The following is a 24,186-nucleotide window of genomic DNA, read 5'->3' as shown; positions in this document are numbered from 1 at the left end:
TTTATTACTTACTCTTACGACTACTGCCGTCTTGATAATTGATTTCGTAGCCATCTTGAATATTAAAGATATACACATTAAAGCTTAACCCTTCATCTTCAACCGATTGAGCCATCATATGAACGCCTCTAGCGACCAATTCATCATCTCTAAATATCGGTTCAACTAAATAGCGCACATGATTATTCGTTTGTTCTAAGTAATAATCAATATCATTTTCAAAACGTAGCATATGGGGGTTATTCAAACTTCTAGTCCCTGTCATCAAGTTACGAATATTATTATTCTCACCCGTTAATTGAAAGCCAATCAAATGACTACGGTTATATAACCATTGGCCGTTATCTAATTTTTTCTGTTTCCAGCCGGTTGGATCGATGTATAATGGCTCGCGTTCTTCAAGCGGGAATAAATCAGTTCCCAACATGGCGTGGGCAGCGCCCACACGGTTTAAGCGGTCTAGCTCGCTAAATGACTGCCAGCTCCCATCATCAAGCGACAGTTCATCTGCGTCAAAAGTCGGCTTGTTGCCGTTCACTTCAATCACTTGATTGACGCCATCGTATTCTAAATAAGTAAGTTCAGATGCGGGTACCGTTTCTGTTAAAAATAAATCCTCTATCCACCCTTGAATTACCGGTAGTGGCTGGGTCATTAATATAAATAAGACCGCTGCAGCGGCTAAAATACCATTTACAACTTTTAAACTAACATCTAATTCATCTTTTTTCTTTCTTCCTCTTGTTGCCATCTTTTTGTCTTCAACTATCCTTTCTGGAATCCTTCATCATGCAGATAGGATTCAGCTTGTTCTTTTGTTTTAAAAATCCCTTCTACTTGATTGCTTGGTAATAAAACCGACCATACTGGATTTTCAAATTGTAGGCGCAATACGTCACCACTTTGACTAAACCACAATTCTGAATAGCCATCTTCATAACCTAGTTCTGTTTTCTTTAAAAAGCTGATAGCCTCGTCTACTAGACCGCGAATCGTTTCTTCATCTTCCTCTAAAACAGAAATATAACCTTTTTTAGTTTCTTCTTTTGGTAGATAGCCGGCATAAATAAAGGCATTACCGTTCGGATGTAAGAAGCGAACCAATACGGTTTTAGCTACTGCACTACCTTTAAAGTGATAGTTTAAGCGGTTCATGGAAATTGCTTGGCTTTCTAATTCTGAATAGCTATCAAAAATACGTTTTTTTTCCTCAAATGATAACATTTGTTACCCTCCTCTTTACGAAAAATAATCGGATTGCAGCGTCGGCAGTCCGATTAATTTTTCATGCTTAAATATAATATAGGTTTTCTGATGAATAAACTGGATCGCTGGTAATATTCAAACCAAGATTTCTTAAAATTTGTTCGTCATCTTTTTTCAACATCACCGTTGAATGGGCTTGAACACCCGATAATTCAGATAATTTATTATAGCACAATTGGGCAGTTGGGTTAGTCACCGCACTAATCGCTAAAGCAATTAAAATTTCGTTGGCGTTCAAAACAGGCATACGATTATGTAAAACATCTGCTTTAGTTCTTTGTATGGTTTCTAAAATAGTCAATGACAATAACGGAATCTCGTCAGCAACATTGGCTAATACTTTAATAGCGTTCAAAATAGCCGCAGAAGAAGAATCCATTAAATTAGAGGTACGTCCTGTTACAATGCGACCATCTCTTAATTCAAAGGCCATCACTGATTTCGCATCATTGGTTTCGGTCTGAGCACGTAACTTTTCTGCATAACGACGAGCTGGTAGAACAGGCGGACGGTCTTCTTGTTGCACGCCCACATCTTCCAACAACATCTTCATACGGTACATAATATCTTCACCGATTAAACCTTTTTTATAGTCACAGTCTGTTGCAAAACTACGACGAATAATTTCTTGTTTAGAAGCCTCTTGAACGACAGCGTCATCTGTAATTCCAAAGCCAACACGGTTCACGCCCATATCAGTCGGTGATTGGTAAATGGATTCTTCACCTGTGATACGCTCGATAATCCGTTTGATAATCGGAAACGTTTCGATGTCGCGATTATAATTAACCGCAATCTTGTTGTATTTGTCGTAATGGAAGTTGTCAATCATATTCACATCTTTTAGGTCTACGGTCGCTGCTTCATAAGCAACGTTTAGGGGGTGTTTCAATGGGATATTCCAAACTGGGAACGTCTCAAATTTAGAGTAACCTGCTTTACGACCGAGTTGATTTTCATGGTACAACTGGTTTAGACAGGTTGCTAATTTCCCGCTACCGCCACCTGGTGACGTCACGACAACAATTGGTTTTGTGGTTTCAATATAGTCGTTTTGGCCGAATCCTTCTTCACTTGTAATCAAGTCGATATTTGATGGATAACCCTCGATACTGTTGTGGGTATATACTTTAATATCGCGTTTTGTCAGTTTGTTCATGAATAACTTGGTTGATGGCTGACCGTGGTAGCGTGTAATCACAACGCTATTGACTTGCAAGCCGAACTCTCTAAATTCATCAATCAAACGAAAAACATCCATATCGTAAGTAATACCGTAATCGCCGCGAATCTTATTACGTTCAATATCGCCGGCGTACACACAAATCACGATTTCAGCTTGGTCTTTTAACCGCTGTAATAACTTAATTTTAGCATCTTCATCAAAACCTGGAAGGACTCTCTTGGCATGTTTGTCTCCGATTAATTTGCCGCCAAATTCTAAATACAATTTGTCGTAATGATTGACGCGTTCTAAAATATAACGCGACTGCTCTTCAATATATTTCTTGGAATCAAAGCCTATTTTACTCATACCAAACCCCCACTTTTCATTCTGCTCTGCTACTGTTCAACTCTATTAATTATAAAGATAATCTAGCCGATTGCAACGTTAGCACCCTCTTTTTTTATTACCAGTCTTGCTGCCAATTTTCAAATGTTTTTTGATACTCCTTAATCATCGCTTCTTTTCGTTTCAATAAGGTCGATAGCGCGCCTAACAACTGTTCCGGCTCATCACACATATCGCAATCTTCCTTTTGGCGTTCAATCGCTTCTTCCACTGGCTCATAAGGAACAGCTAGCTTAATCTCATTTAAAATCGCATAAATTTGTTTGCGCATCCGTTCCATCCGCTGTGGCTGAGCTGTCTTAATCTCTTCCAAATGCCCCAACACATAGGAGAAAGGCAAATGACGCAGCATCCTGCCCTCTTTTACATGGACATACTCCTTAGTAAATGGACTAACGCCATTAGCAGTACCATGAATTTGATACCAGCCATCATAAATATCCCACTGTCCCTCGCTGATTTCCGGTTGAAAATCACGTTTCACTCGAAAGACCTTATCTTCACCTGTAATTTCAGCTACCCAGCGCTTTTCATCCTGCTCACTAGGCATCAAAAACAACCGTTGTGCTTTCATCTCTGTCACTTCTTTCCTGTCATTCTCGTCTTATCTAGTTTGGCATAAGTTAACGAAAAATGGAAATGAAAGTCAGAAAAAAACAACCCATTTTGCGGAAAGATGCTGTTTCTGCTGGACAATTGCAACCACCTCGACCACCTCTGTCGATACAACTAAAAAAAAGGCGCTGTATCTTACACTTTGACATGAGAATGTAAGATACAGAGCTAGCTGTGGGAGTTGTATCTTACAGTTGCCAACAAAAAAACTAGTCAGACGTTAAAAACGTCTGACTAGCTTCTATTATTCTGAGCGAAGTGCTTCTACTGGGTCTTTCTTAGCTGCCATACGAGATGGAATCACGCCTGCAATAACCGTTAAAATTAAACTGATTAAAATGAGGCCAATACCACCCATTGCTGGTAGCGAAGAGATACCTGAAATACCTGTCATATTTTTAATGATGATATTAATCGGAACATTCAATAGTAAGGTAATACCAATTCCTAGCACACCTGATAAGAGACCAATAATAAAGGTTTCGGCATTAAAGACGCGAGAAATATCTTTCTTAGATGCTCCGACGCTTCGCAAAATACCAATTTCTTTTGTTCGTTCTAAAACAGAGATATAAGTAATAATCCCTATCATAATAGAAGATACAACTAAGGATACCCCTACAAAGGCAATCAACACGTAAGAAATAATGTTAATGATTGATGTTACCGAACTCATCAACGTTCCCACCAAGTCAGAGTAAGTAATCGTATTTTCATCACGACCTGCTTCTGTTTCTGCATCATTGTATTCAGCAATTAAGTCTTCCAAACTGTCTTTCGCTTCAAAGTCTTTCGCATAAATATTAATAGATGATGGTTTAGCCAAATCAACTGCACCTAATGTTGCTAGGTTTGCATCATAAGTGGCATTGGCATTGGCTTGATAAGTAGTGATTAATTCTGCCAGTTCTTCTTCAGACAAGGTTGCCATATAGGCACGTTGTTCATCTGATAAATTAGCTAAATTAAATTCTTCGCCACTATCTTCTGGGAATTCCAGACCCGTAAAGACATTAATTTCTGGGTTCTCTTTTTGTTCCTTTACAATCGTTGCTTCGTTTGTTTGGTTAATAACCCATTCTTTCAACTGAATTGTATACCCAATCGATCCTGTTTCTTGTCCAGTGATTGCTTCCTCATTTGGACGCATAATCCCAACAATTTTTAACGCTTGACTGTTGGCAATCACGTCTTCCATAAAGGCTTCATCGTCACTGCGATTTACCCAATGGTCATTTTCTTTTTCATACATATCGGTATCTAACACTAATTGGAAGGTCATTGCCATTAATTCGTCATAAGAATAAGCAGGTGCATCTTCCATATCTACGCCTTCACCATTCATGATTTTTTCAAAATTATCTGCTAGCGTTTCTTGACTCAACAAGCCGAGTGCATACAACATATAATCACTGACACTATTGTTTTCATCCACAATTAAAACTACTTCATTTGCCTCTTCTGGCCAGCGACCAGTCAAGGTATCATATTGTGTTTCTAATAAGTCTTGATTATCTAGCATCTCAGTCCAGATATTCATTTGAGAAGAAGCCGCACTACCACCAGATAATGCGTTTTGCAACGGATTACCACCGCCTGCCATCATTTGGCCCATCCCAATAGCATCAAGAACTTGTGATGGATTCACTTTTAGCACACCATCAACACTGTCTTGGCTGTAAATATTGATTGGAAGGTTATAGCTGTATTGAATGGCATTTGTCACATCCCCTACACGGCTATCGGTTTCCAAAAATATTTTAAACGCTTCTAAGTTATTTGAACCTTGGCGATTTGACAAGGTATCCATAACATCTTTCATAATCGGTGTTGCCGTTACCTCACCGTCTGTCGCTTCGTTTGACGCGCTAGCATTCACACCCATTAAGGCCTGCATAATCACCGACATATCCAAAGTCGACTCTTCAATCGTTAGCGGATAAGACGACAAGGTATCTTCTTCAATACGTGAGATATAGTTTTGAACCCCATTAGAAAGGGAAAGAATTAAGGCAATTCCAATAATCCCAATACTGCCGGCGAAAGCCGTCAAGAAGGTCCGTCCTTTTTTAGTCAATAAGTTATTAAAGCTTAGTCCTAGTGCTGTAAAGAAGGACATAAAGGTTTTTTCATTTTTTAGAACGGTGCTCTCACGTAATTCGCTCTCTGCTGTCGGGTTGGAATCTTCCAAAATGTCACCGTCTAGCACTTTGATAATTCGTGTTGAATATTCTGCTGCTAAATCAGGATTATGGGTAACCATAATGACTAAACGATCAGAGGCAATTTCCTTTAGCAGGTTCATAATTTGAACACTTGTCTCAGAATCCAAGGCACCTGTTGGTTCATCTGCCAGTAAGATTTCCGGATCATTAATCAAAGCACGCGCAATGGCCACCCGTTGCATCTGTCCACCTGACAATTGGCTGGGACGTTTATTCATATGGTCTTTCAACCCAACTTTAGTTAAGACATTACGCGCACGGTCACGGCGTTCATCTTTTGATACCCCTGATAAGGTTAAGGCAAGCTCCACGTTTGCCAAAACAGATTGATGGGGAATCAAGTTGTAACTTTGGAAAATAAACCCAACCGAGTGATTTCGGTAAGTATCCCAATCTTTTTCTTTAAAGTCTTTTGTTGATTTGTTATTGATTAGTAAATCACCGCTACTGTATTGATCTAATCCTCCAATAATATTCAGCATCGTTGTCTTACCTGAACCACTTTGACCCAGAATAGACACAAATTCGTTGCTGCGGAATTTCAAATTGATGCCTTTTAATGCTTGAACGGTTTCGTCACCTGTTCGATACTCTTTTGTAATATTCTTTAACTCTAGCATTATCTCTCACCTTTCATCATGACTACTGCCAGCTCCACCAAACAATCTTCGCAGTCCATCATTACCTACAATAGTGTAGATTTTTTACAAAGTGAATGCAAGACAAGAGTCTTTAAATTTTCAATAAAATACGACTAACCCTCCAATATCTGTGCCATTGCTTCTTGCATATCCGTTGTCGGTCGTTGGCAAGTAAAATTCTGACACACATAAATCATGGTTTGACCCGGATTATTCGGATAATCGCTTGTATAAGGAGCCAAATCGGCCAAGTCCGCTGCGTCATCAGCCATCAAGGTCACCACATTTGGTAAGTAAGCGGTCTGTAATTTTTCTAAAAAGCGCTCCTTTTCTTTGCCGAAAACAAGGACCTGCTGACTTGGGTAATGGGTTAAGAGCAAACTTCTCATTAAACTTGGTGTGGAAGCCGGTGCTTCTTTTATATCGGTATTGAAAATACTTAGGAGTTCATTTAACCGCTTTTCATAGTGGCTATGAGCTGTCATTAAGGCTAGCTTGGCATAAACAAAGCTTGCGATACTATTACCTGATGGCAAGCCGCCTTCAACGACTTCTTTCTCCTGAACAATCATTTGTTCGCTGTCACTGCCGCTAAAGAAAAAGCCGCCTAACTCCGTATCCCAAAATAAATCTTCCATCTCTCTACACGTCGCCATCGCTTTTTCTAAATGCTTGCGGTCAGCCCCTGCTTCATAGAGGCTTAAATAAGCCCATGATAAAAAGGCATAATCATCTAAGTAGGCATGGAACTTGGCCTCACCTTGACGGTAGCGGGCTTGTAATCGGCCATTTTCGTAAAGCTTCTCTTCTATAAAGAGAATCGCCGTTTTTGCCATTTTCAGCATATCAGTGTCTTGGAAAACGGCAGTTGCCTGACTTAGAGCCGCAATCATCAAACTATTCCAACTCGTTAGTACTTTATCATCCAGATGCGGGTAAACCCGCTCCTTCCGAACAGCTAACAAGCTTTGATTCGCTTGATTCAATGTCATAACGATTTCTTCTTCAGATAAGCCATAGTCTGCTGCATAAGTTGAAAAATCAAGTTGCGGTAAATAAAGAATGTTTTTCCCTTCAAAATTTCCGCGCGGCGACACACCATAAACATCGACAAACAAATCTGCCGTTTCTTCATCTAAATGGTCGTAGATTTCTGAGAATGTCCATGTATAGTATTTTCCTTCTTCACCTTCTGAATCGGCGTCAATGGCTGAATAAAACCCACCTTCCTCAGCTGTCATTTCAGCTTTAATAAAGGTCACCAGTTGAAGAGCTTTTTCCTTATAAAATGGCTTTTTAGTTATTTGATAGCTACTTGCTAGCACCATTAATAGCATGGCATTATCATAGAGCATTTTTTCAAAGTGCGGCGTCTTCCAACGACGGTCTACGGTATAGCGTGAAAACCCAAAACCAAGTTGATCCCAAATGCCCCCCTTTATCATATTAACTAGCGTGTGTTCCACCATATAGAGGGCTTTTTTAGTCTTAGTCACTTGATAATAGTGCAATAAAAATAGTAAGTTTTGCGCTTGCGGAAACTTTTGTCCCGTTCCGAAGCCACCAAACACCGAATCGAAACGTTGTTCAAGTGTTTGATAGGCTTGATCAATGGTTTCTTTCGATAAGCCTTCTCCTTTTTCTCGCTCAATTGTTTTATCCAAAGCAGCTTTTACATTTTTTTCGATGTCAGCTAGCTGATTTTTATCTTCCTTATAAATACGGTGAACATGCGACAATACATCTACTAAGCCTGGCAATTGCTGTCTTCGCTCCTTAGGGAAATAAGTCCCCGCAAAAAAAGGTCGTTTTTCAGGCGTCATCACAATCGTTAAGGGCCAACCGCCTTGCCCTGTCATCATTTGGCAAATTTTCATGTAGACAGAATCAATATCTGGACGCTCTTCGCGGTCCACTTTAATAGCGACATAATGGTCGTTCATATAACGAGCAACACCTTCGTCCTCAAAGGATTCGTGGGCCATGACGTGGCACCAATGACAAGTTGAATAGCCAATAGATAGAAAGATAGGCTTGTCTTCTTTTTCTGCCTTATTGAATGCTTCTTCTCCCCACGGATACCAATCAATTGGATTATTGGCGTGTTGGAGTAAATAAGGGGATTTTTCTTGAGAAAGTCGATTTTGATGAGTCATCTCACTCTTCCTTTCTGTTTGTGCTAGTTTAAGTATAAGGCTTTTCGATTAGAAAGGAAACGCAAGTAACTTAGCATAAAAATCAGACTTTAGATGGATTTTTAGTCAAAAAAAGGGTTGTAAATTGCCTCTAAACCTCGCTTATGCTATATTGAAATTATATAAAGCACTATTTTTTTATCCGATGGAATAAGAGCGTAAAAGAAGAAAAGAGGGGTGTCTATGGCAAGAGGTGGTGGCCGCGGTGGCGGTGGCGGCTCGTTTGGAGGAGGCCGTGGCGGTGGTGGATCCTTCGGCGGTTCACGAGGATCCGGTGGCCGAAGTAGTTCTGGTGGCCGCGGTGGCGGTTCATTCGGAGGAGGTCGTGGAGGCGGCTCTTGGGGCGGTGGCAGTTCTTATAATCGACCGCGAACAGGTCCTATTTTTGTAAACACTGGTGGTGGTTACCGTAGAAGACGTGGACCTTATTATGGTGGTCCATCTGGTGGTGGCGGTTGTGGCACGGGTTGTGGAACAGCGATGATCACACTACTCATTCTTGGCTTTATTTTCTTTCTGTTAATTCCGTTGATGTCTAGTGGTGGCAGCAGCAGTAGTGGTTCGTCATCGTCCATCACGCGTTCGACGATTGAGCGTGAACCATTACCAGCCGGTTCCGTGAACGAGACAGACTACTTCACAGATGAAGCGGGTTGGATTGAGAGTCAAACAGAGATGATAGATGGCTTACGTTATTTCTATCAAGAAACAGGCGTACAGCCACATGTTTACATTACCGAGTCCATTAACGGCTCGTCGTCAGCGACCATAGCTGATGTTGAAGCCTTTGCGGCAACGCTTTACGATGGTTTATTTACGGATGAAGCTCATTTGCTATTAGTCTTCTACGAAGGCACGCCAAATAACTACATCACTCAATATGTCACCGGAACGCAAGCCAAGCAAGTGATTGATACGGAAGCAGCTGATATTTTGCTGGACTACATTGATCGCTATTACTATGAAAGTAATTTAACTGATGCGCAGTTCTTTAGCAAAGCCTTTAGGGATGCAGCTGATCGGATTATGACAGTGACAACCTCGCCATGGATTCCTGTCTTTATGATCGCTGGCGCTGCTGCAATTGCCTTTCTTCTATTCTATTGGTGGAAGAAGCGTAAGGAACAGCAAGCTATTGAAGCTAAGCGCACCGAAGATATTTTAAACAAGCCACTTAGCACGTTTGGAGGCTCATCAGAAGCGGATGACCTAGCTAAGAAATACAGTGATGACAAGCAATAACCCATTAAAAGGAGGAAATAAATTATGTCAATTCTAAACCGTTTTACAGATATTTTAAGTGCCAACATCAATGCCGTTATCGACCGCATGGAAAATCCTGAAAAGATGATCGATCAATACTTGCGTGACATGATGGACGATTTAGCTGAAGTGAAACAAAGTACTGCTGGCATTATGGCAGAAGAAAAACGCGCTAAACGCGAAGTCGATCAAAATGAAGCTGAAGTGAAAAAGTACGAAGAGCTAGCTAAAAAAGCACTAGAAGCTGGTAACGAAGATGATGCACGTGTTTTCCTTTCTAAAAAGCAAGAGATTGAAAATGTTGGTGCTGGTCTAGCAACAGCTTACGCATCAGCGCATGAAAATGCTGTTAAGATGCGTCAAATGCATGACAAATTAGCTGAAGACATTGAAAAGTTAAGACAACGTCGCGCAATGATTAAAGGTAAGATGTCTGTTGCTAAGACACAAGAGAAACTGAATGACGTGACACAAAGCGTATCGAAATCTCAAAGCGCTATGGGTTCATTCCAACGTATGGAAGACAAAGCAAACCGTTTATTAGACGAAGCAAATTCTATGTCCGAATTAAACTCAGAACCAATTGATAAAGCGAAAGAGCTAGAAGAAAAATATGCTAGCCAAACATCTGCAGCTGTAGAAGATGAGTTAACTCGTATGAAACGCGAGCTCGGCTTAGCACCAGCTGAAGAAACTGACGCAGAATAAGAATGTATATTAGAAAAGCGGACAAGTCCGCCTTGGCCTATGAAAAAATAGGAAATTTGACCCTGAATGAGCAGCGAAGCGCGCAATGGGGCAAATTTATCTTTTTTTCACTAGGCCAGGACTTGGGAGTTAGACATTGATGGCTGAACTTATAATCCCCTAGTATATAAGAAAAGCTTGGGCAGCCGCCCAAGCTTTTTGTTTTGATTAGATGAGTTGACTTGATGCAGCCAGATGTTAATCAAAACCTTTCTCCTGATAACACTACTAACCCTGCTACAAGGTAAAAAACACCTCGGAAGCTGAGGACTTCCGAGGTGTTTTTTGGCTTACTTAACAGTTAAGACTTCTTCGTTATGAGAGACTTCACCGTATTTTAGCACTTCAATTGCTTGGTATTGAGCGGTATTGGTAATCACAACTGGTGTGACTGTTGGATGGCCAGCCGCTCTGACAGCGTCCAAATCAACATCAAGTAGTAGGTCTCCAGCTTTTACTGTATCTCCCGCTGCCACGTGAGCAGTAAAGCCTTCGCCCTTCATACTTACAGTGTCCAAACCAACGTGAATCATCACTTCTACGCCTTCTTCTGATACAAGACCAATGGCATGTTTTGTTTCAAAGACCATCATCACTGTACCAGTGATTGGTGATGTTACTTTTCCGTCAGTTGGATCGATTCCAAACCCGTTACCAATTGCGCCACTTGAAAAGGCTGCATCTGGTACTTCACTTAGCGGAATAAGATTTCCTGCCATTGGTGATTGAATGGTACCAATAACTGCTAAGTCTTTTGCTGCTACTTCTTCCGTTTCAACAACGTCTTCTGCAACTGCCACTGTTTCTTCAACAGCAGCTTGACCATAAAAGTCTTCTTTTGAAGGTAGTTTTGCTGCTTTACCACTTTCAATAAATTCTTCTAGGTTTGATTTAATGTTTGAAACTTTTGGTCCGTAAACAACTTGAACCCCAGTCCCCTTGTGAACAACACCAGCTGCACCAGTTGATTTCAATAGCTCTACGTCTACTAAGTCACTGTTTGCAATCGTTGTTCTCAAGCGTGTTGCACAGCTATCCACGTCAACGATGTTATCTTTACCACCTAGTCCATAAATAATAGAAGCTGATAAAGCATCTGTTTCGTTTTCAATAACTGATTCAGTTGCAGCTGAACCGTCTTTTTTAGCGTTCATGTCAGCACGTGTATACAGTTTAATTTCCTCTGCACTGTCGTCGCGACCTGGCGTTTTGTAATTAAATTTCTTAATTAAGAATGTAAATAGTAAGTAGTAAATTGCAAAGTAAACAATACCGACTAGGACTACCCAAATCCAATTTGTCTTTGCGTTACCTTGTAAAATACCGTAAAGGAACAAGTCGATAAATCCACCAGAGAAGGTCATCCCCACACCTACGCTGAAGAAATGCATCAACATGTAAGCTGCACCAGCTAAGATAGAGTGAATCGCATATAACGGCATTGCCACAAATAAGAATGTAAATTCTAGCGGCTCTGTAATTCCTGTTAACATTGATGTTAGAGCAGCTGATAGTAATAAACCACCAACAACTTTACGATTTTCTGGTTTAGCTGTACGGTACATTGCCAGAGCAGCACCTGGTAAACCAAAAATCATCAATGGGAATTTCCCAGTCATAAAGCGAGTTGCTTCAACACTGAATACAGTTGTTGACGGATCAGATAATTGTGCGAAGAAGATGTTTTGCGCACCTTCAACTAATTGTCCGCCCACTTCCATTGTTCCACCAACAGCTGTTTGCCAGAATGGCAAGTAGAATACGTGGTGTAAACCAAATGGAATCAACAAACGTTCCATGAATCCGTATAACCAAGTTCCAGCGTAACCTGAACCTTGTACTAATTCACCGACTGCGTAAATACCACCTTGAATTGGCGGCCACACATAACTCATTAAAATACCGACAACTAAGAAAACAATTGACGATACGATTGGAACAAAGCGTGTTCCTTCAAAGAAAGATAAAGCAGTTGGTAATTGGATTTTGTAGAAACGGTTATGAAGCGCCGCTACACCTAAACCAACAATCATACCACCGAATACACCCATTTGAAGTGATTCGATTCCTAAAACAGTTGCAATCGATCCGTCCAAGTATTGTTCAGCCCCACCCTGAACTTGGATCATTGCGCCAATTGAAGAATGCATCACTAAGAAGGCAATAGCAGCCGACAATGCAGCTGTAGCTTTCTCAGATTTGGCCATCCCAATCGCACAACCGATTGCGAAAATTAGTGGCAAGTTATCAAATACGACACTACCAGCCGCATTCATAACAAGTAAAATATTATGTATGAACGTTCCTTCCCCCATCGCAGAAGTTAGTCCATATGTCTCTAGAGTTGTTGGGTTAGTAAAAGATCCACCTATCCCTAAAAATAACCCTGCTACCGGTAAAATGGCAATCGGTAACATAAAAGAGCGTCCAACTCTTTGTAACACACCAAAAATTTGGTCTTTCATCTATTCCACCCCTATTTTGTTTCCCATTGCAGACAAAGACAGTTGGTTTAGCCTCCCCTAAACGCAAAAATACCCAAACCAGCCTAAAAATGGATACACCACTGCCATCCAAGTATAGGTTGATTTGGGTATTGCCGACTAAACGTAACAAGCCCTCTTTGCAATTAGTTACGATTCTATCACAGCCCACTTAGATAATGCAAGCCCTTTTAAAATAAAATTTCAAAACAGCAAACTTGCGACTTCCTGATCAACATGGTACTATCTTCATACTGTTTTATAAAAGTTACTGATATCACCGTATTTAAGATAGGAGATTCGTAAGATGATTGCGAATAAAATTCTGAACAACAATTTAATTAGCACCACTGACAAGGATGGACACGAAATCATTGTTATGGGTAAGGGATTAGGTTGGCAGTTAAAAACTGGCGATCTTGTTGACGAAAGTAAAATCGAAAAAATATTCCGCATGGATACTGTCACCTCTTCAACTAAAATGAAGAAACTCTTCTTGGAAGTGGAACTCTCTTCCATTTCCATTAGTTCAAAAGTCGTTGATTATGCCCATCGTTATCTCGATAAGCAACTAAATAAGAACTTAATTTTGACACTAACCGATCATATTGACTTTGCCGTTGAGCGAGTGAAGAGTGGGATTCCATTAACCAATGATTTTAAAGTCTGGATTAAAAAGATGTTTCCTAAAGAGTTTGAAGTTGGACTGTATGCCTTAACCCTCATTAGAAACGAACTCAACATGGATATGCCAGAAGATGAGGCCGCTCATATTACCATGCATTTAATCAATGCACAGTTAGACGGCAATATGTCCCATACTGACGAAATCACTAGTCTATTAACCAATTGCCTACGCATTATCGAAATAAAAAGCGGTATTTTAATCAATGAAGGCTCTTTGGCTTACGAACGCTTCTTACGCCATCTTTTAGCTTTAGCACAACGTATTATTGCTAATAAAGAAAATACTGGCAGCAACGCTATGCTGAACGAGACTATTCGCCAACAATTTGAAAAAGAATATCAAATTGCATTAGGGATTAAAAGTTACATTTATCAAGACTTCCACTTTGATATTGCCGACGATGAAGTGACCTTCTTAACCATTCATATTAATCGCCTATTAACAGATGCATAAAGGGACTGGGAAATAACTCCAGTCCCTTTTTTATATACGAATAATTGTTGCGCAAACGTGCTCAAAAAGGCAGCCCCGACATGCGTTTCCCGAATAATACTCGGATGGTCTACGACCACCCTGCGTTTTTTCGGTCCAACGATTCGGGGCTAAACGCCTTTTTTCCCACTCTCTTTTTATTTAAAATTCATTTTGACCTAAGTAAGCTAATGCGTATTGCGCATATAACTCTGCCCCAACTTTCAGAGCATTTTCGTCTACGTTAAAGTTTCCAGAATGATGCGGCCATTGTGTTGCGTCGTCATCGCTAGCACTACCAACTGTCGCAAAAGCACCTGGAATTTGAGTCATATAATAACCAAAGTCCTCTGCTCCCATGGTTGGTGGGCAGTTATCAATCGCTTCTTCCCCAAAGGCTTGAGCAGCGATTTGTTGAACTAAATTCGCTGTTTTTTCCTCATTATTAACGGGTTCAGTCATGCGATCGTAGACCACTTCAGCCTCTCCACCGTACATCTTAGCGATTTCATTCGCATAGTGCTTCAAAGCTTTTTCTACCGTATCGCGCGTTGCTGGATCAAACGTTCGAACAGTTCCCTCAATCGTTGCATTCTCAGCAATAACGTTGAACCGTGTTCCTACTTCCATTTTACCAAGCGTTACAACTGCTGGATGTAAGGGATCAATCACGCGAGAAACAATCGATTGCGCATTCACAACAAATTGAGATGCCATAATCGCTGCATCAATCGTTAAGTTAGGTTGCGCCGCATGGCCGCCCTTTCCTTTAAAACTAATTTTTACAATATCAGCTGCCGCGAAAGACGGACCCGCTGGACACGAAACAGTACCTGACTTGCCCACTGACCAAATGTGGATACCAAAGGCATTATCAACACCTTCAACAGCCCCTTGTTCGACCATCAGCTTAGCGCCTTGCGCAATCTCTTCTGCCGGTTGGAACACTAAGCGAACTGTTCCGTTAAATTGATCCTTCACTTCATTCAAGGCATAAGCTGCACTCATCAGCATAGAAATGTGCGTATCATGTCCGCAAGCGTGCATTTTTCCTTCGACACTTGATTTGTAGGAAACATCATTCATTTGTTGAACAGATAAGGCATCCATGTCTGCTCTCAGTAAAATGGTTTTACCAGGACCTGCCCCTTTGATTTCTGCAATAACACCGGTTGGTTTCGTTAAACGATAAGGAATGCCAAATTCATCTAGTTTTGCTGCGATCAGTTTTGTCGTTTCAAACTCTTCCATCGACAATTCAGGGTGTGCATGTAAGTAACGACGAAAGACGATCATGTCGCTTTCTTTAGATAAAATGATGTCTTTAACTGTTGGATTTACTTTTATTTCTATTTGGCTCATGTGTCTAGCTCCCTTACCTGATATCTTTTCAGTAGGTCTACTATAGCGATTTAACATTTGTCTGTCAAATTCGATTATCATCGTTTTTTAATCAAAAAATGCTTTCAAAACAAACATTTACAACCAAAACTTTTGTTGGTTTCGGTAATATTAACATTCATAAAGGAGACTCTTTGTCTTTGCTTTAGGAGACATTATCGCTGTTAAAACAAAAAGTCTCCTAAAGTCAGTTTGGACTGATTTTTTGGAGACTATTTTAATCTTCATCTTTAATATCAATATCTTCAGGCACAGGTGTGTTGAGATAGTCTTCTAGAGTGGCCTTTTCTTTTTCTCGTTCTGTTAAGAATAAATTGAACTGCTCACGATAAATCATAATCTCATCTTCTAGACGAAGTACCCGAATTTGTTTTTCACGAATCAAGCGATGAATCTCACTGATAGGCAAGTCTAGATAGTCGGCTGTTTCTTGAATCGTTAGATACATTCTATTCGTCCTTCTTCTTTAGCTCTTTTTAACGAACTCTGATTTTAATTTCATGGCACCAAAGCCATCAATCTTACAATCAATATTGTGGCCGTCGCCCGAATCTTCGACTAAGCGAATACTCTTCACTTTTGTTCCTTGCTTAATGGCTTGTTTACTACCTTTTACTTTCAAATCTTTAACGACAACAACATCATCACCATCTACCAAGACATTTCCGTTTACATCCTTGACTGCGTCATCCTGCGCTAGTTCTGCTCCTGGCACCCACTCGTGTGCGCATTCTGGGCACACCCATAATGCACCATCCTGATAAGTATATTCTGACTGACATTTCGGACAATTCATTGTTTCCATTTTAAATAAGCTCCTTTTATGATCGGTAACGAAGGGCTAATCCCTTCAAAAAATTTCTAGCGTAGCGGTCACCACAAGGCTTATAGTTTCGATGACCTTCTTTACGAAGAACTGCGCTTAACTCACTATTTGAAATTGATACGCCAGCTTCGTCTAAAATATCCAGCAAATCGTCACTTGTTAGTGACAAAGCGATTTTAACTTTTTTCAATAATAGGTTATTGGCATTGCCTCTTGTTAACTCTAACTTTGGTTCTTGAGCGACTTGGCCTTCTTTAGGCTTTTGTACGCCACGTTGCGACGTAATCAAGCCATTTAAAAAGCGCTCAAAGCTTTCGTCGTCACACATTAACTCATAGACGTTTTCTGAATTAGTTTCTTCATCTTCTTGAGCTAGTTTTGTTAGCATGGCTTTGATGTCTTCTTTGGTTTTTTCCATACCGCCCAACTTAAAGATTGTCACCATATCGTTATCTTTAATATCTAGGGCGTAGCGCAAACGCACTAATCGGTCGTTATGATTCATTTTGTCCCTCATTTCTCATCGTATTCTTGTTGATTATACCAAATTTTCGCCTTTTTTTCTGCTATACTACAAACAACAAGCATTTCGAGGAGCGATTACTATAAAAAAACAACAAAAGCACCACAAACCTAATCATAAAAAACAAGCACCCGCAGCTACAGGAGTAACCAACTACCCAATTAAAGAAGACGCACAATTACTGCCCTTCCTACTTGAGAACTTAAAAGGTGGCCGTAACGCAATCAAAGCCATTTTGACACGTGGTCAAGTTTCTGTTGATGGAAAAACCATCACTCAGCACAACCACCCCCTTAAACCTGGACAAGTCGTCAGCGTTTTAAGCAATCACGTAGCCATGAATAAAACGGTACTTCACGGCATTTCTATTTTACATGAGGACGATGACCTTATCGTTATTCGAAAAGACGAAGGGATCCTCTCTGTTTCTGGAAAAGATCCTTCCGAAGCAACTGCCTACCGCCAGCTCTCTGCTTATGTGAAAGAAAGCAATAAAGCTAACCGTATTTTTGTTGTTCACAGACTAGACCGAGATACCTCCGGCGTTATGATTTATGCTAAAACGGAAGCAGCCAAAACAAAACTACAAGAAAACTGGCACGAAATGGTTAAAGAACGGACTTATACTGCCTTAGTTGAAGGAGAAACGGATAACACTGGAAAAATTTCATCTTGGCTAACAGAAAATACTAAGTCTATGAAAGTTCACTCTCACAATTACGACAATGGTGGAAAACACGCTGTTACTCACTACAAAAAAATCCAAGGCAATAAAAATTATTCCTTATTAGAAGTCCAGTTAGAGACAGGTCGCAAAAATCAAATCCGTGTTCATATGGAATCGATTGGTCACCCTGTTGCTGGCGATAAAAAATATAGCGCGCGTTCAAATCCATTGAAACGTTTGGGACTACACGCATCTAGTATTTCATTCATCCATCCCACAACAAATAAACTGGTCAGCTTCACTGTGAAAGCACAAAAAGGCTTTTATTTAAGCTCGAAAGAGGTATAACTATTTAAACATTAAAAACATACTAAGATTAGTAGGCAGAAACTCCGACGGGAAGTACTGTCTACTATTTTCTTTTTTTTTTGGGGGATATAGTAGTGGTGAAAGGAAGTATGACCATAGCCCCGAGCACTAAGAGTCTGAAACAAAAACGTGGCTCCTTCACTGTCATTTCAGAATCAGGTTGAGTATGTGGGACCACGAGTCCGTGTAAAGGAAATGAGAATCGGAATGAATCAGTGAGGGGCCTTCAAACCAAACGAGAACGAGAGGAGAAAATAATGTTTGTGGTAGCATTAGATGTTTTGAGCGTGTAAAATGTTTTGTGTAAATGAAAAAAATCCATACAAAAAAGGAAGTCCCTTCTGTATAATAAAGTTAACGACAACCAATTCACAGAAAAGAGGACTTCCCTATGAATGATTTTACTACAGAATTTGTGCAAACTCTAGTCACTAAAGGCGATTTAAATGAATTATACCGTTCGCACTTAGAAAAAACGAATACATTCTTATCCTGTATGATTGAGAAATGGAAGAAAAACTATCCTAAAGTGACGCAGTCACTCATAGAAAACCAAGATTTATTGACTTTTTATGAGTTTCCACCCAGTATTCGTAGAACCATTTACTCAACCAATCTAATCGAGTCTTTCAATAAGCAAATTAAAAAGTACAGCCGCAGAAAAGAGCAGTTTCAAAATGAAGAATCACTAGAACGCTTTCTAGTTAGCATTTTTGATACATACAAACAAAAATTTCTAAACAGAAGCCATAAAGGTTTCCAACAAGTAACCGATACATTAGTTTCAATGTTTACTGAGTAACTAATTATTTTGCAGAAGGACGATTTATTTACACAAAATTATTGACGCTCCCAAGACGAATGGAGAGATAAGTATGGAAAGAATTAAAAAATTCCTTTTATTATTGTTTCTGATGGTGTTTACTTATTTGACAGTTGCTCCAACTGTTAATTTTGCAGTTCATGGTAATGAGATAACAGCAAAAAATGGGGTACTTGATTTACGTGATATAAATTTTGAAGAGCACAATTATATAGAGATGAGTGGGGAGTGGGGTTTATATTGGAACAAATTCCTCAAACCAGAAAAAGTACCAGATAATCCCTCAACTTTTGTTTCATTTCCTCATATGTGGATGGGTTCTGAAATGAACAATGAGACATTACCAGGTGAGGGACATGCCACATATACACTTAAAATAAAAGTAAATGAAGAGAGCTTATCAACTCATAAGGGCCTTTATGTACCGCTTATTTCGAATGCATCGAAACTATGGATCAATGGGAAATTAGTGAGTCAAATTGGTGAAATTGGTATGAGCTCAAAAGATGAACGTCCAACCTATAATCCACAAGTCATCACTCTTGATTTAGATAAGCCAGAAATTGATCTAGTTTTACAGGTTTCCAATTACTCTGCACGAAACGGTGGAATTTGGGGAGAGTTTTTATTCGGAAATGCAGAAGAATTAATAAGTATGGCTGAGAAACGAATGCTTAAAGAAATGTTTATTATTGGTGGTTTAACTATTTTCGGATTTTACCATTTTGTTATTTATATTCTACGTAGAAAAGATCGAGCTGCTCTCTATTTTGGGATTCTTTGTTTACTAATTGCTCTTCGCTCGCTGATAGTCGGCGAGGTAGTTTTAACCGATCTACTCCCTAATTTCTCTTGGGAATGGCTCAGAAAAATCGAATATTGGACCATTTCAATCTCGTTTCCAGTATTTTTATTGTTTCTTAATGCAATGTTTCTTAACTATATAAAAAAATCCATTTTACAAATGTTCGTTTTTATAAGTTTACTTTATTCTTTATTTGTCTTATTTACACCTGCTAAAGTTTTTTCGTATACGATTAACTTTTATCAACTGATCATGACAGCGATGATGTTGTATGTATTTTTTGAATTGACCAAAGCGTGGAAGCGAAATGTTCCAGGTGTAAAGATTTTATTGATCTCAACCGTCATTTTTACTGGTACAGCCTTAAATGATGTCCTTTATTACAATGAATGGATTCATACAGGTGATTTTACAAGTGTTGGATTATATATCTTTGTCCTTGCTCAATCCATCGTTCTTGCTATTAAATATGCATCTACCTTTCAAAAAGTTGAAACCCTGTCTATTCGTTTAGGAGAACTAAATAACACCCTTGAGGAAAAAGTGCAAATAAGAACTTCTCAACTGGAGCGATCACAAAATGAACTAAAACAACTGAATCAGAAGCTCGAAATTCTTTCAAACATTGATACTCTAACAAATGTTCCGAATAGACGGTCACTCGACCAAAATTATGAAGAGGTTTGGGAGATGAACAAGGATTTATTGAAACCAATTACGGTATTTATGATCGATATAGATTATTTTAAGCTTTTTAATGATACATATGGTCATCAAAAAGGTGATGAGGTACTAAAATTAGTCGCTCAATCATTGAAAAATAGATTGGATATGGTTGGAGGATTCTTTGCAAGGTATGGCGGAGAAGAATTCTTTGCTTTATTAGATGGGAAATCCGTTGAAGAAGCCGTTGATATAGCTAAAGATATGAATGATCTCATTCATAAATTAAAAATCCAACATAAAACTTCAACGGTTACAGATACAGTAACAATTAGTATCGGAATTGCCCATTCTACTTCTGCAAATCTAGTAGAAAAAGAGCAACTAATCAGTAAGGCTGACGAAGCTCTTTATCATTCAAAACAAATTGGCGGAGATTCCATATCATTGTTTTATCAGAATGAAATTAAACATCTGTAAGTATCTCGATATTGTGGAGAAAATCTAACATAACAGACTAAATTATATTGGAATTCACAAGTATATCCCACAATATCTCGCTTGAAAAAGCATAGAGTTTATGGATCTGAGCTTTTCCAAATCTCTATCCTAATCTTTATATGGTATACTTTAACGGAATTAAGTGGAAATTAAACCTATTATGAACTTTACTGTTTGGATTAGATAAACTTATGTAAAAACTATAGGAGTATTTTTAAAACCGCATTTCGTATGCTCTAATATCATCAATCTTCGCTATATCATCTGAATGCGGTAATGTATTACTATTAAGTACTTTTAAAGAAAGAATAAGCTTATTTTTTTGGTTGGGAGAACTCCATACGAGGAAAATCCCTGTTCTCTTTTTAAGATGTAATGTACTGACATATTCATTTAAATTTCATGATTATTATCGGTAACTATTTCTAGCATGTATTGTTCATTATCATTATAATTGATTATTTCTATTTCACTTACAATAGCATGTACACATAAACTCACTTTAAGATTCTTTAATGGAATTTGAATATTGGGTAGTACTTTCTAAGTAGTACTGATTCGTAAATGAAGAGCCTAACCCATTTTGATTAAGATTTAGGCTCTTTCTAGAATCGTTCTGTTAAATTATACGATGGCGTGCTAGTTCCTATGCATCATGTTCACTCAGTATTAACTATATTTCTATCCCCATCTAATTTAAATTCACTACATACCTGATATAATCATAATTTTAATGACCTTTAAAAACCTCATTTACTTATGGTACGGCTCTCCTGGAAGTACAGCAGGTGGTTTGAAAACCACCGCATTTGCGATGATTGTCTTGCTCATTTATAACGTCTTCCGTGGACAGAAAAACGTTAACATATGGAATCATACAATTTCGGAAACGCTGGTACGAAATGCATTTGTCATTTTTTCAGTTTTCTTTTCCGCTTTCTTATTAGGGACAGGTATTTTGTCCTTATTAAATCCGGATGTGGAGTTTATGATCTTGATGTTTGAGTCTGTTTCTGCCATTACAACGGTGGGAATCCGTGCACATCTGACGACATCTTTAGGAATAATGAGCAAGATTACCTTGATGGTTCTCATGTTTGCAGGGCGAATCGGACCGATTACCATGGCAGAAAGTTTGGTACGTAAGGATAAAGAAACGAAAAACATTACCTACGCTTCTGGAAAAATAATTATTGGATAGGATGGAGTAATATAATGAGAAGAACCATTGGAATATTAGGATTAGGAATTTTCGGGAGAAGTATTGCCCGGACATTAGCAGAGTTTGATTATGACGTGATTGCAGTTGATAAAAGTGAAGAAAACATTAATGATTTAGAACCCCTTATTACAAAAGGCGTGATTGGTGACATTACTGACCTTGATTTACTGGAAACCATCGGCATTGGAGACTGCGATGCAGTTGTGATCTCTACCGGTACGGTTTTAGAATCCAGTGTTTTGGCTGTTATGCATTGTAAAAAGTTAGGTGTTCCTAAAATTATTGCTAAAGCAAAAAATAATATGTATCGCGATGTTCTTCAAGAAATTGGCGCAAACGAAGTGATTTTGCCTGAACGTGAATCAGGAGTCCGTCTCGCAAAAAAATTGATGCGAAACAAAATTGAAGATATTATGGAGCTAGACGACCACACTTCCATTGTAGAATTTTCACCTCCTAAAAGCTGGGTTGGGAAGACGATTCAAGAACTGGATTTACGTAAAAGATATGACATCAACTTGATTGGCATGCGAGAATCAAAAAATGCGCCACTAAACGTTAGTGTGTTAGCAGATACACTTGTTCGAGAAGATTTAATATTTTTAGGAATTTCTGAGTCTGATATATTTGAGCGTCATGACTATTTGAAAGAACCTTATGAATAGAAAATAAGAGAAATTTAAAGAAGTTATTTCTTACACAATCTATGGAAGGTGATCTCGATAACTATTTAGGTCATCTTTTTTTCCATTTTTTACCTTGAAGATTGATAATAACAACTGACTATATTATTTCTTATAAATTGAAAGAGGAATGAACAATATGAAAGAGCGGTTTTATAAGTGGACAACTTCAAAAAAAATAGTAGCTAGTTTTTTGTTTTTAATTCTAGTTGGTTCTATTCTACTATCCATGCCGATTAGTCAATTAGAGGATGTAAAAACAACTTATATGGATCATCTATTCCATTCTGTATCGATGGTATCTGTGACAGGTTTATCGAGAGTCCCTATCAGCAGTATTTATTCACCATTTGGACTTTCTGTCAGTTTACTTTTAATACAATGTGGTGGTTTAGGTTTGATGACTTTAGTAGCAAGTGCTGCTTCGACGTTAGGAAGGAAAATGAGATTGAGGGAAAGACTAGCGGTGCAAGAAGGAATTAATCAGTCAGATGCCAAAGACCTTAAGACTTATTTAAGTAACATAGTCAAATATACTTTTTTTATTGAAGCCATGGGCTTCTTATCCCTTTGTATTTATTTTATTCCAGCTCTAGGGTTTAAAAAAGGAAGTTTTACCTCTCTTTTTTTAACAATTTCGGCATTTAATAATGCAGGCTTTGATAATCTTGGAGCAACTTCTTTAAATAATTATGTACATGAGCCCTTGGTAAATATTGTTATCAGCTTTTTAATCATATTAGGTGGAATAGGATTTATCGTTTGGTTTGATGTAGCACGTGTGTTAAGTAATAATTATTCAAGAAAACAATCTCCTTTTAATCTTATCCAATTATTTCGCAAATTAACTTTACATAGCAAGATCGCTATCTTTACAACGTTTTCTCTAACTTTTATTAGTGCATTTTTATTTTTCGTTGTAGAATATAATAATGTGTATTCAATAGGAACGTTTTCGTTTTTTGAAAAAATTCTAGCTAGCTTCTTTCAGTCAATCACCATGAGAACTGCTGGTTTTTCAACCATTGATTACGGCGCTGTCCATCCCTTTACTTTGATTAATTTTATCTTTTCAATGTTCATAGGAGGTTCTCCTGGAGGGGCCGCAGGCGGCTTGAAAACAACCACCTTTGTCATGGTTATCTTGCTCGTCTACAATGAATTGAGAGGGCAGAAAAATGTCAATGTCCTTAGACATACCATACCTGAATCCTTAGTACGCAACGCCTTAGTAATATCGGTCATTTTTATTTTTTCTGTTCTGCTTGGATCCACTTTACTATTATTATTGAATCCTGAAGTACCTTACATACATTTGATGTTCGAGACAGTTTCAGCCCTTGCTACAGTTGGTGTGACAGTAAACTTAACCCCATCTTTAGGAGTTGCCAGTCATATTATCATTATGATCATGATGTTTGCAGGCAGAGTTGGACCGATTACATTAGTTGATAGTCTGTTAAGAAAAGATGAATTCACAAAAAACATTACTTATGCAAAAGGAAAAATCATCATTGGTTGATGTAATGAAAGAAT

19 protein-coding genes and 1 pseudogene are annotated in these 24,186 nt (G+C 38.7%); 9 read left to right on the top strand and 11 right to left on the bottom strand.

Annotated features, from left to right (window positions below; translation table 11 throughout):
- Nucleotides 1–4: 4 nt before the first annotated feature.
- The 6 genes from BW721_RS10370 to BW721_RS10345 all read right to left on the bottom strand — a co-directional run bounded on the left by BW721_RS10370 (nucleotide 5) and on the right by BW721_RS10345 (nucleotide 8,476).
- On the bottom strand, nucleotides 5–751 hold the full coding sequence (locus tag BW721_RS10370) for a DNA/RNA non-specific endonuclease (RefSeq protein ID WP_076768393.1): 747 nt from the start codon (nucleotides 749–751) through the stop codon (nucleotides 5–7).
- A 14-nt stretch (nucleotides 752–765) separates the two neighbouring features.
- Nucleotides 766–1,224: a hypothetical protein gene (locus BW721_RS10365; protein ID WP_076768392.1), complete on the bottom strand. Its 459-nt coding sequence runs from the start codon at nucleotides 1,222–1,224 to the stop codon at nucleotides 766–768.
- Between the two features lie 67 nt (nucleotides 1,225–1,291).
- Nucleotides 1,292–2,800 carry a DUF1846 domain-containing protein gene (locus tag BW721_RS10360; RefSeq protein WP_076768391.1) on the bottom strand — a complete coding sequence of 503 codons (1,509 nt, stop codon included), beginning with the start codon at nucleotides 2,798–2,800 and terminating at the stop codon, nucleotides 1,292–1,294.
- 97 nt (nucleotides 2,801–2,897) lie between these two features.
- A complete protein-coding gene (locus tag BW721_RS10355; protein WP_076768390.1) occupies nucleotides 2,898–3,413 on the bottom strand; it encodes a hypothetical protein in 516 nt (171 codons plus the stop codon).
- 285 nt (nucleotides 3,414–3,698) lie between these two features.
- The gene (locus tag BW721_RS10350; protein WP_076768389.1) at nucleotides 3,699–6,299 is read right to left on the bottom strand and encodes an ABC transporter ATP-binding protein/permease; all 2,601 of its coding nucleotides are present in this window, start codon (nucleotides 6,297–6,299) and stop codon (nucleotides 3,699–3,701) included.
- A gap of 134 nt (nucleotides 6,300–6,433) precedes the next feature.
- Complete coding sequence (locus tag BW721_RS10345) at nucleotides 6,434–8,476, bottom strand: thioredoxin domain-containing protein (RefSeq protein ID WP_076768388.1); 2,043 nt, start codon at nucleotides 8,474–8,476, stop codon at nucleotides 6,434–6,436.
- A 222-nt stretch (nucleotides 8,477–8,698) separates the two neighbouring features.
- Here BW721_RS10345 and BW721_RS10340 point away from each other — a divergent pair, with 222 nt between their 5' ends.
- Together BW721_RS10340 and BW721_RS10335 are read left to right on the top strand one after the other, a co-directional pair.
- Nucleotides 8,699–9,757, top strand: coding sequence for a TPM domain-containing protein (locus tag BW721_RS10340; protein ID WP_076768387.1), 1,059 nt, complete (start codon nucleotides 8,699–8,701; stop codon nucleotides 9,755–9,757).
- Nucleotides 9,758–9,781: 24 nt separating this feature from the next.
- Nucleotides 9,782–10,486, top strand: a complete 705-nt coding sequence (locus BW721_RS10335; RefSeq protein ID WP_076768386.1) for a PspA/IM30 family protein — start codon at nucleotides 9,782–9,784, stop codon at nucleotides 10,484–10,486.
- A 329-nt stretch (nucleotides 10,487–10,815) separates the two neighbouring features.
- On the opposite strand, the gene BW721_RS10330 is transcribed toward BW721_RS10335, so the two are convergent.
- Entirely contained in the window at nucleotides 10,816–12,990 is a 2,175-nt protein-coding gene (locus BW721_RS10330; RefSeq protein WP_076768385.1) for a PTS transporter subunit IIABC, read from the bottom strand.
- A 325-nt stretch (nucleotides 12,991–13,315) separates the two neighbouring features.
- Between BW721_RS10330 and BW721_RS10325 the strand changes: the two genes are divergently transcribed.
- Nucleotides 13,316–14,149 carry a PRD domain-containing protein gene (locus BW721_RS10325; RefSeq protein ID WP_076768384.1) on the top strand — a complete coding sequence of 278 codons (834 nt, stop codon included), beginning with the start codon at nucleotides 13,316–13,318 and terminating at the stop codon, nucleotides 14,147–14,149.
- Between the two features lie 180 nt (nucleotides 14,150–14,329).
- Here the strand turns inward: BW721_RS10325 and BW721_RS10320 are convergent, their stop codons facing one another.
- The 4 genes from BW721_RS10320 to BW721_RS10305 all read right to left on the bottom strand — a co-directional run bounded on the left by BW721_RS10320 (nucleotide 14,330) and on the right by BW721_RS10305 (nucleotide 16,899).
- Nucleotides 14,330–15,529, bottom strand: coding sequence for an amidohydrolase (locus tag BW721_RS10320; protein ID WP_076768383.1), 1,200 nt, complete (start codon nucleotides 15,527–15,529; stop codon nucleotides 14,330–14,332).
- A 256-nt stretch (nucleotides 15,530–15,785) separates the two neighbouring features.
- The gene (locus tag BW721_RS10315; RefSeq protein WP_076768382.1) at nucleotides 15,786–16,016 is read right to left on the bottom strand and encodes a helix-turn-helix domain-containing protein; all 231 of its coding nucleotides are present in this window, start codon (nucleotides 16,014–16,016) and stop codon (nucleotides 15,786–15,788) included.
- An 18-nt stretch (nucleotides 16,017–16,034) separates the two neighbouring features.
- The gene (locus BW721_RS10310; protein ID WP_076768381.1) at nucleotides 16,035–16,373 is read right to left on the bottom strand and encodes a zinc ribbon domain-containing protein YjdM; all 339 of its coding nucleotides are present in this window, start codon (nucleotides 16,371–16,373) and stop codon (nucleotides 16,035–16,037) included.
- 16 nt (nucleotides 16,374–16,389) lie between these two features.
- The gene (locus BW721_RS10305) at nucleotides 16,390–16,899 is read right to left on the bottom strand and encodes a DUF1456 family protein (protein ID WP_076768380.1); all 510 of its coding nucleotides are present in this window, start codon (nucleotides 16,897–16,899) and stop codon (nucleotides 16,390–16,392) included.
- Nucleotide 16,900: 1 nt separating this feature from the next.
- On the opposite strand from BW721_RS10305, the gene BW721_RS10300 reads away from it, so the two are divergent.
- The 6 genes and pseudogenes from BW721_RS10300 to BW721_RS10275 all read left to right on the top strand — a co-directional run bounded on the left by BW721_RS10300 (nucleotide 16,901) and on the right by BW721_RS10275 (nucleotide 24,172).
- On the top strand, nucleotides 16,901–17,932 hold the full coding sequence (locus tag BW721_RS10300) for an RluA family pseudouridine synthase (protein ID WP_232222918.1): 1,032 nt from the start codon (nucleotides 16,901–16,903) through the stop codon (nucleotides 17,930–17,932).
- 490 nt (nucleotides 17,933–18,422) lie between these two features.
- Nucleotides 18,423–18,755: pseudogene (locus BW721_RS10295) on the top strand (transposase); the annotation flags it as partial.
- 73 nt (nucleotides 18,756–18,828) lie between these two features.
- A complete protein-coding gene (locus BW721_RS10290; RefSeq protein WP_076768379.1) occupies nucleotides 18,829–20,724 on the top strand; it encodes a sensor domain-containing diguanylate cyclase in 1,896 nt (631 codons plus the stop codon).
- 754 nt (nucleotides 20,725–21,478) lie between these two features.
- Nucleotides 21,479–21,946, top strand: a complete 468-nt coding sequence (locus BW721_RS10285) for a potassium transporter TrkG (RefSeq protein ID WP_076768378.1) — start codon at nucleotides 21,479–21,481, stop codon at nucleotides 21,944–21,946.
- Between the two features lie 11 nt (nucleotides 21,947–21,957).
- A complete protein-coding gene (locus tag BW721_RS10280; protein WP_076768293.1) occupies nucleotides 21,958–22,632 on the top strand; it encodes a potassium channel family protein in 675 nt (224 codons plus the stop codon).
- Nucleotides 22,633–22,789: 157 nt separating this feature from the next.
- Nucleotides 22,790–24,172, top strand: coding sequence for a TrkH family potassium uptake protein (locus BW721_RS10275; RefSeq protein WP_076768377.1), 1,383 nt, complete (start codon nucleotides 22,790–22,792; stop codon nucleotides 24,170–24,172).
- The last annotated feature ends 14 nt before the right edge of the window (nucleotides 24,173–24,186 follow it).

Source organism: Jeotgalibaca sp. PTS2502 (genome assembly GCF_001975685.1).
GTDB classification, from domain to species: Bacteria; Bacillota; Bacilli; order Lactobacillales; family Aerococcaceae; genus Jeotgalibaca; species Jeotgalibaca arthritidis.
The sequence above is the reverse complement of the archived record's forward strand: the minus strand, read 5'-3'. Positions and strand labels throughout refer to the sequence as shown.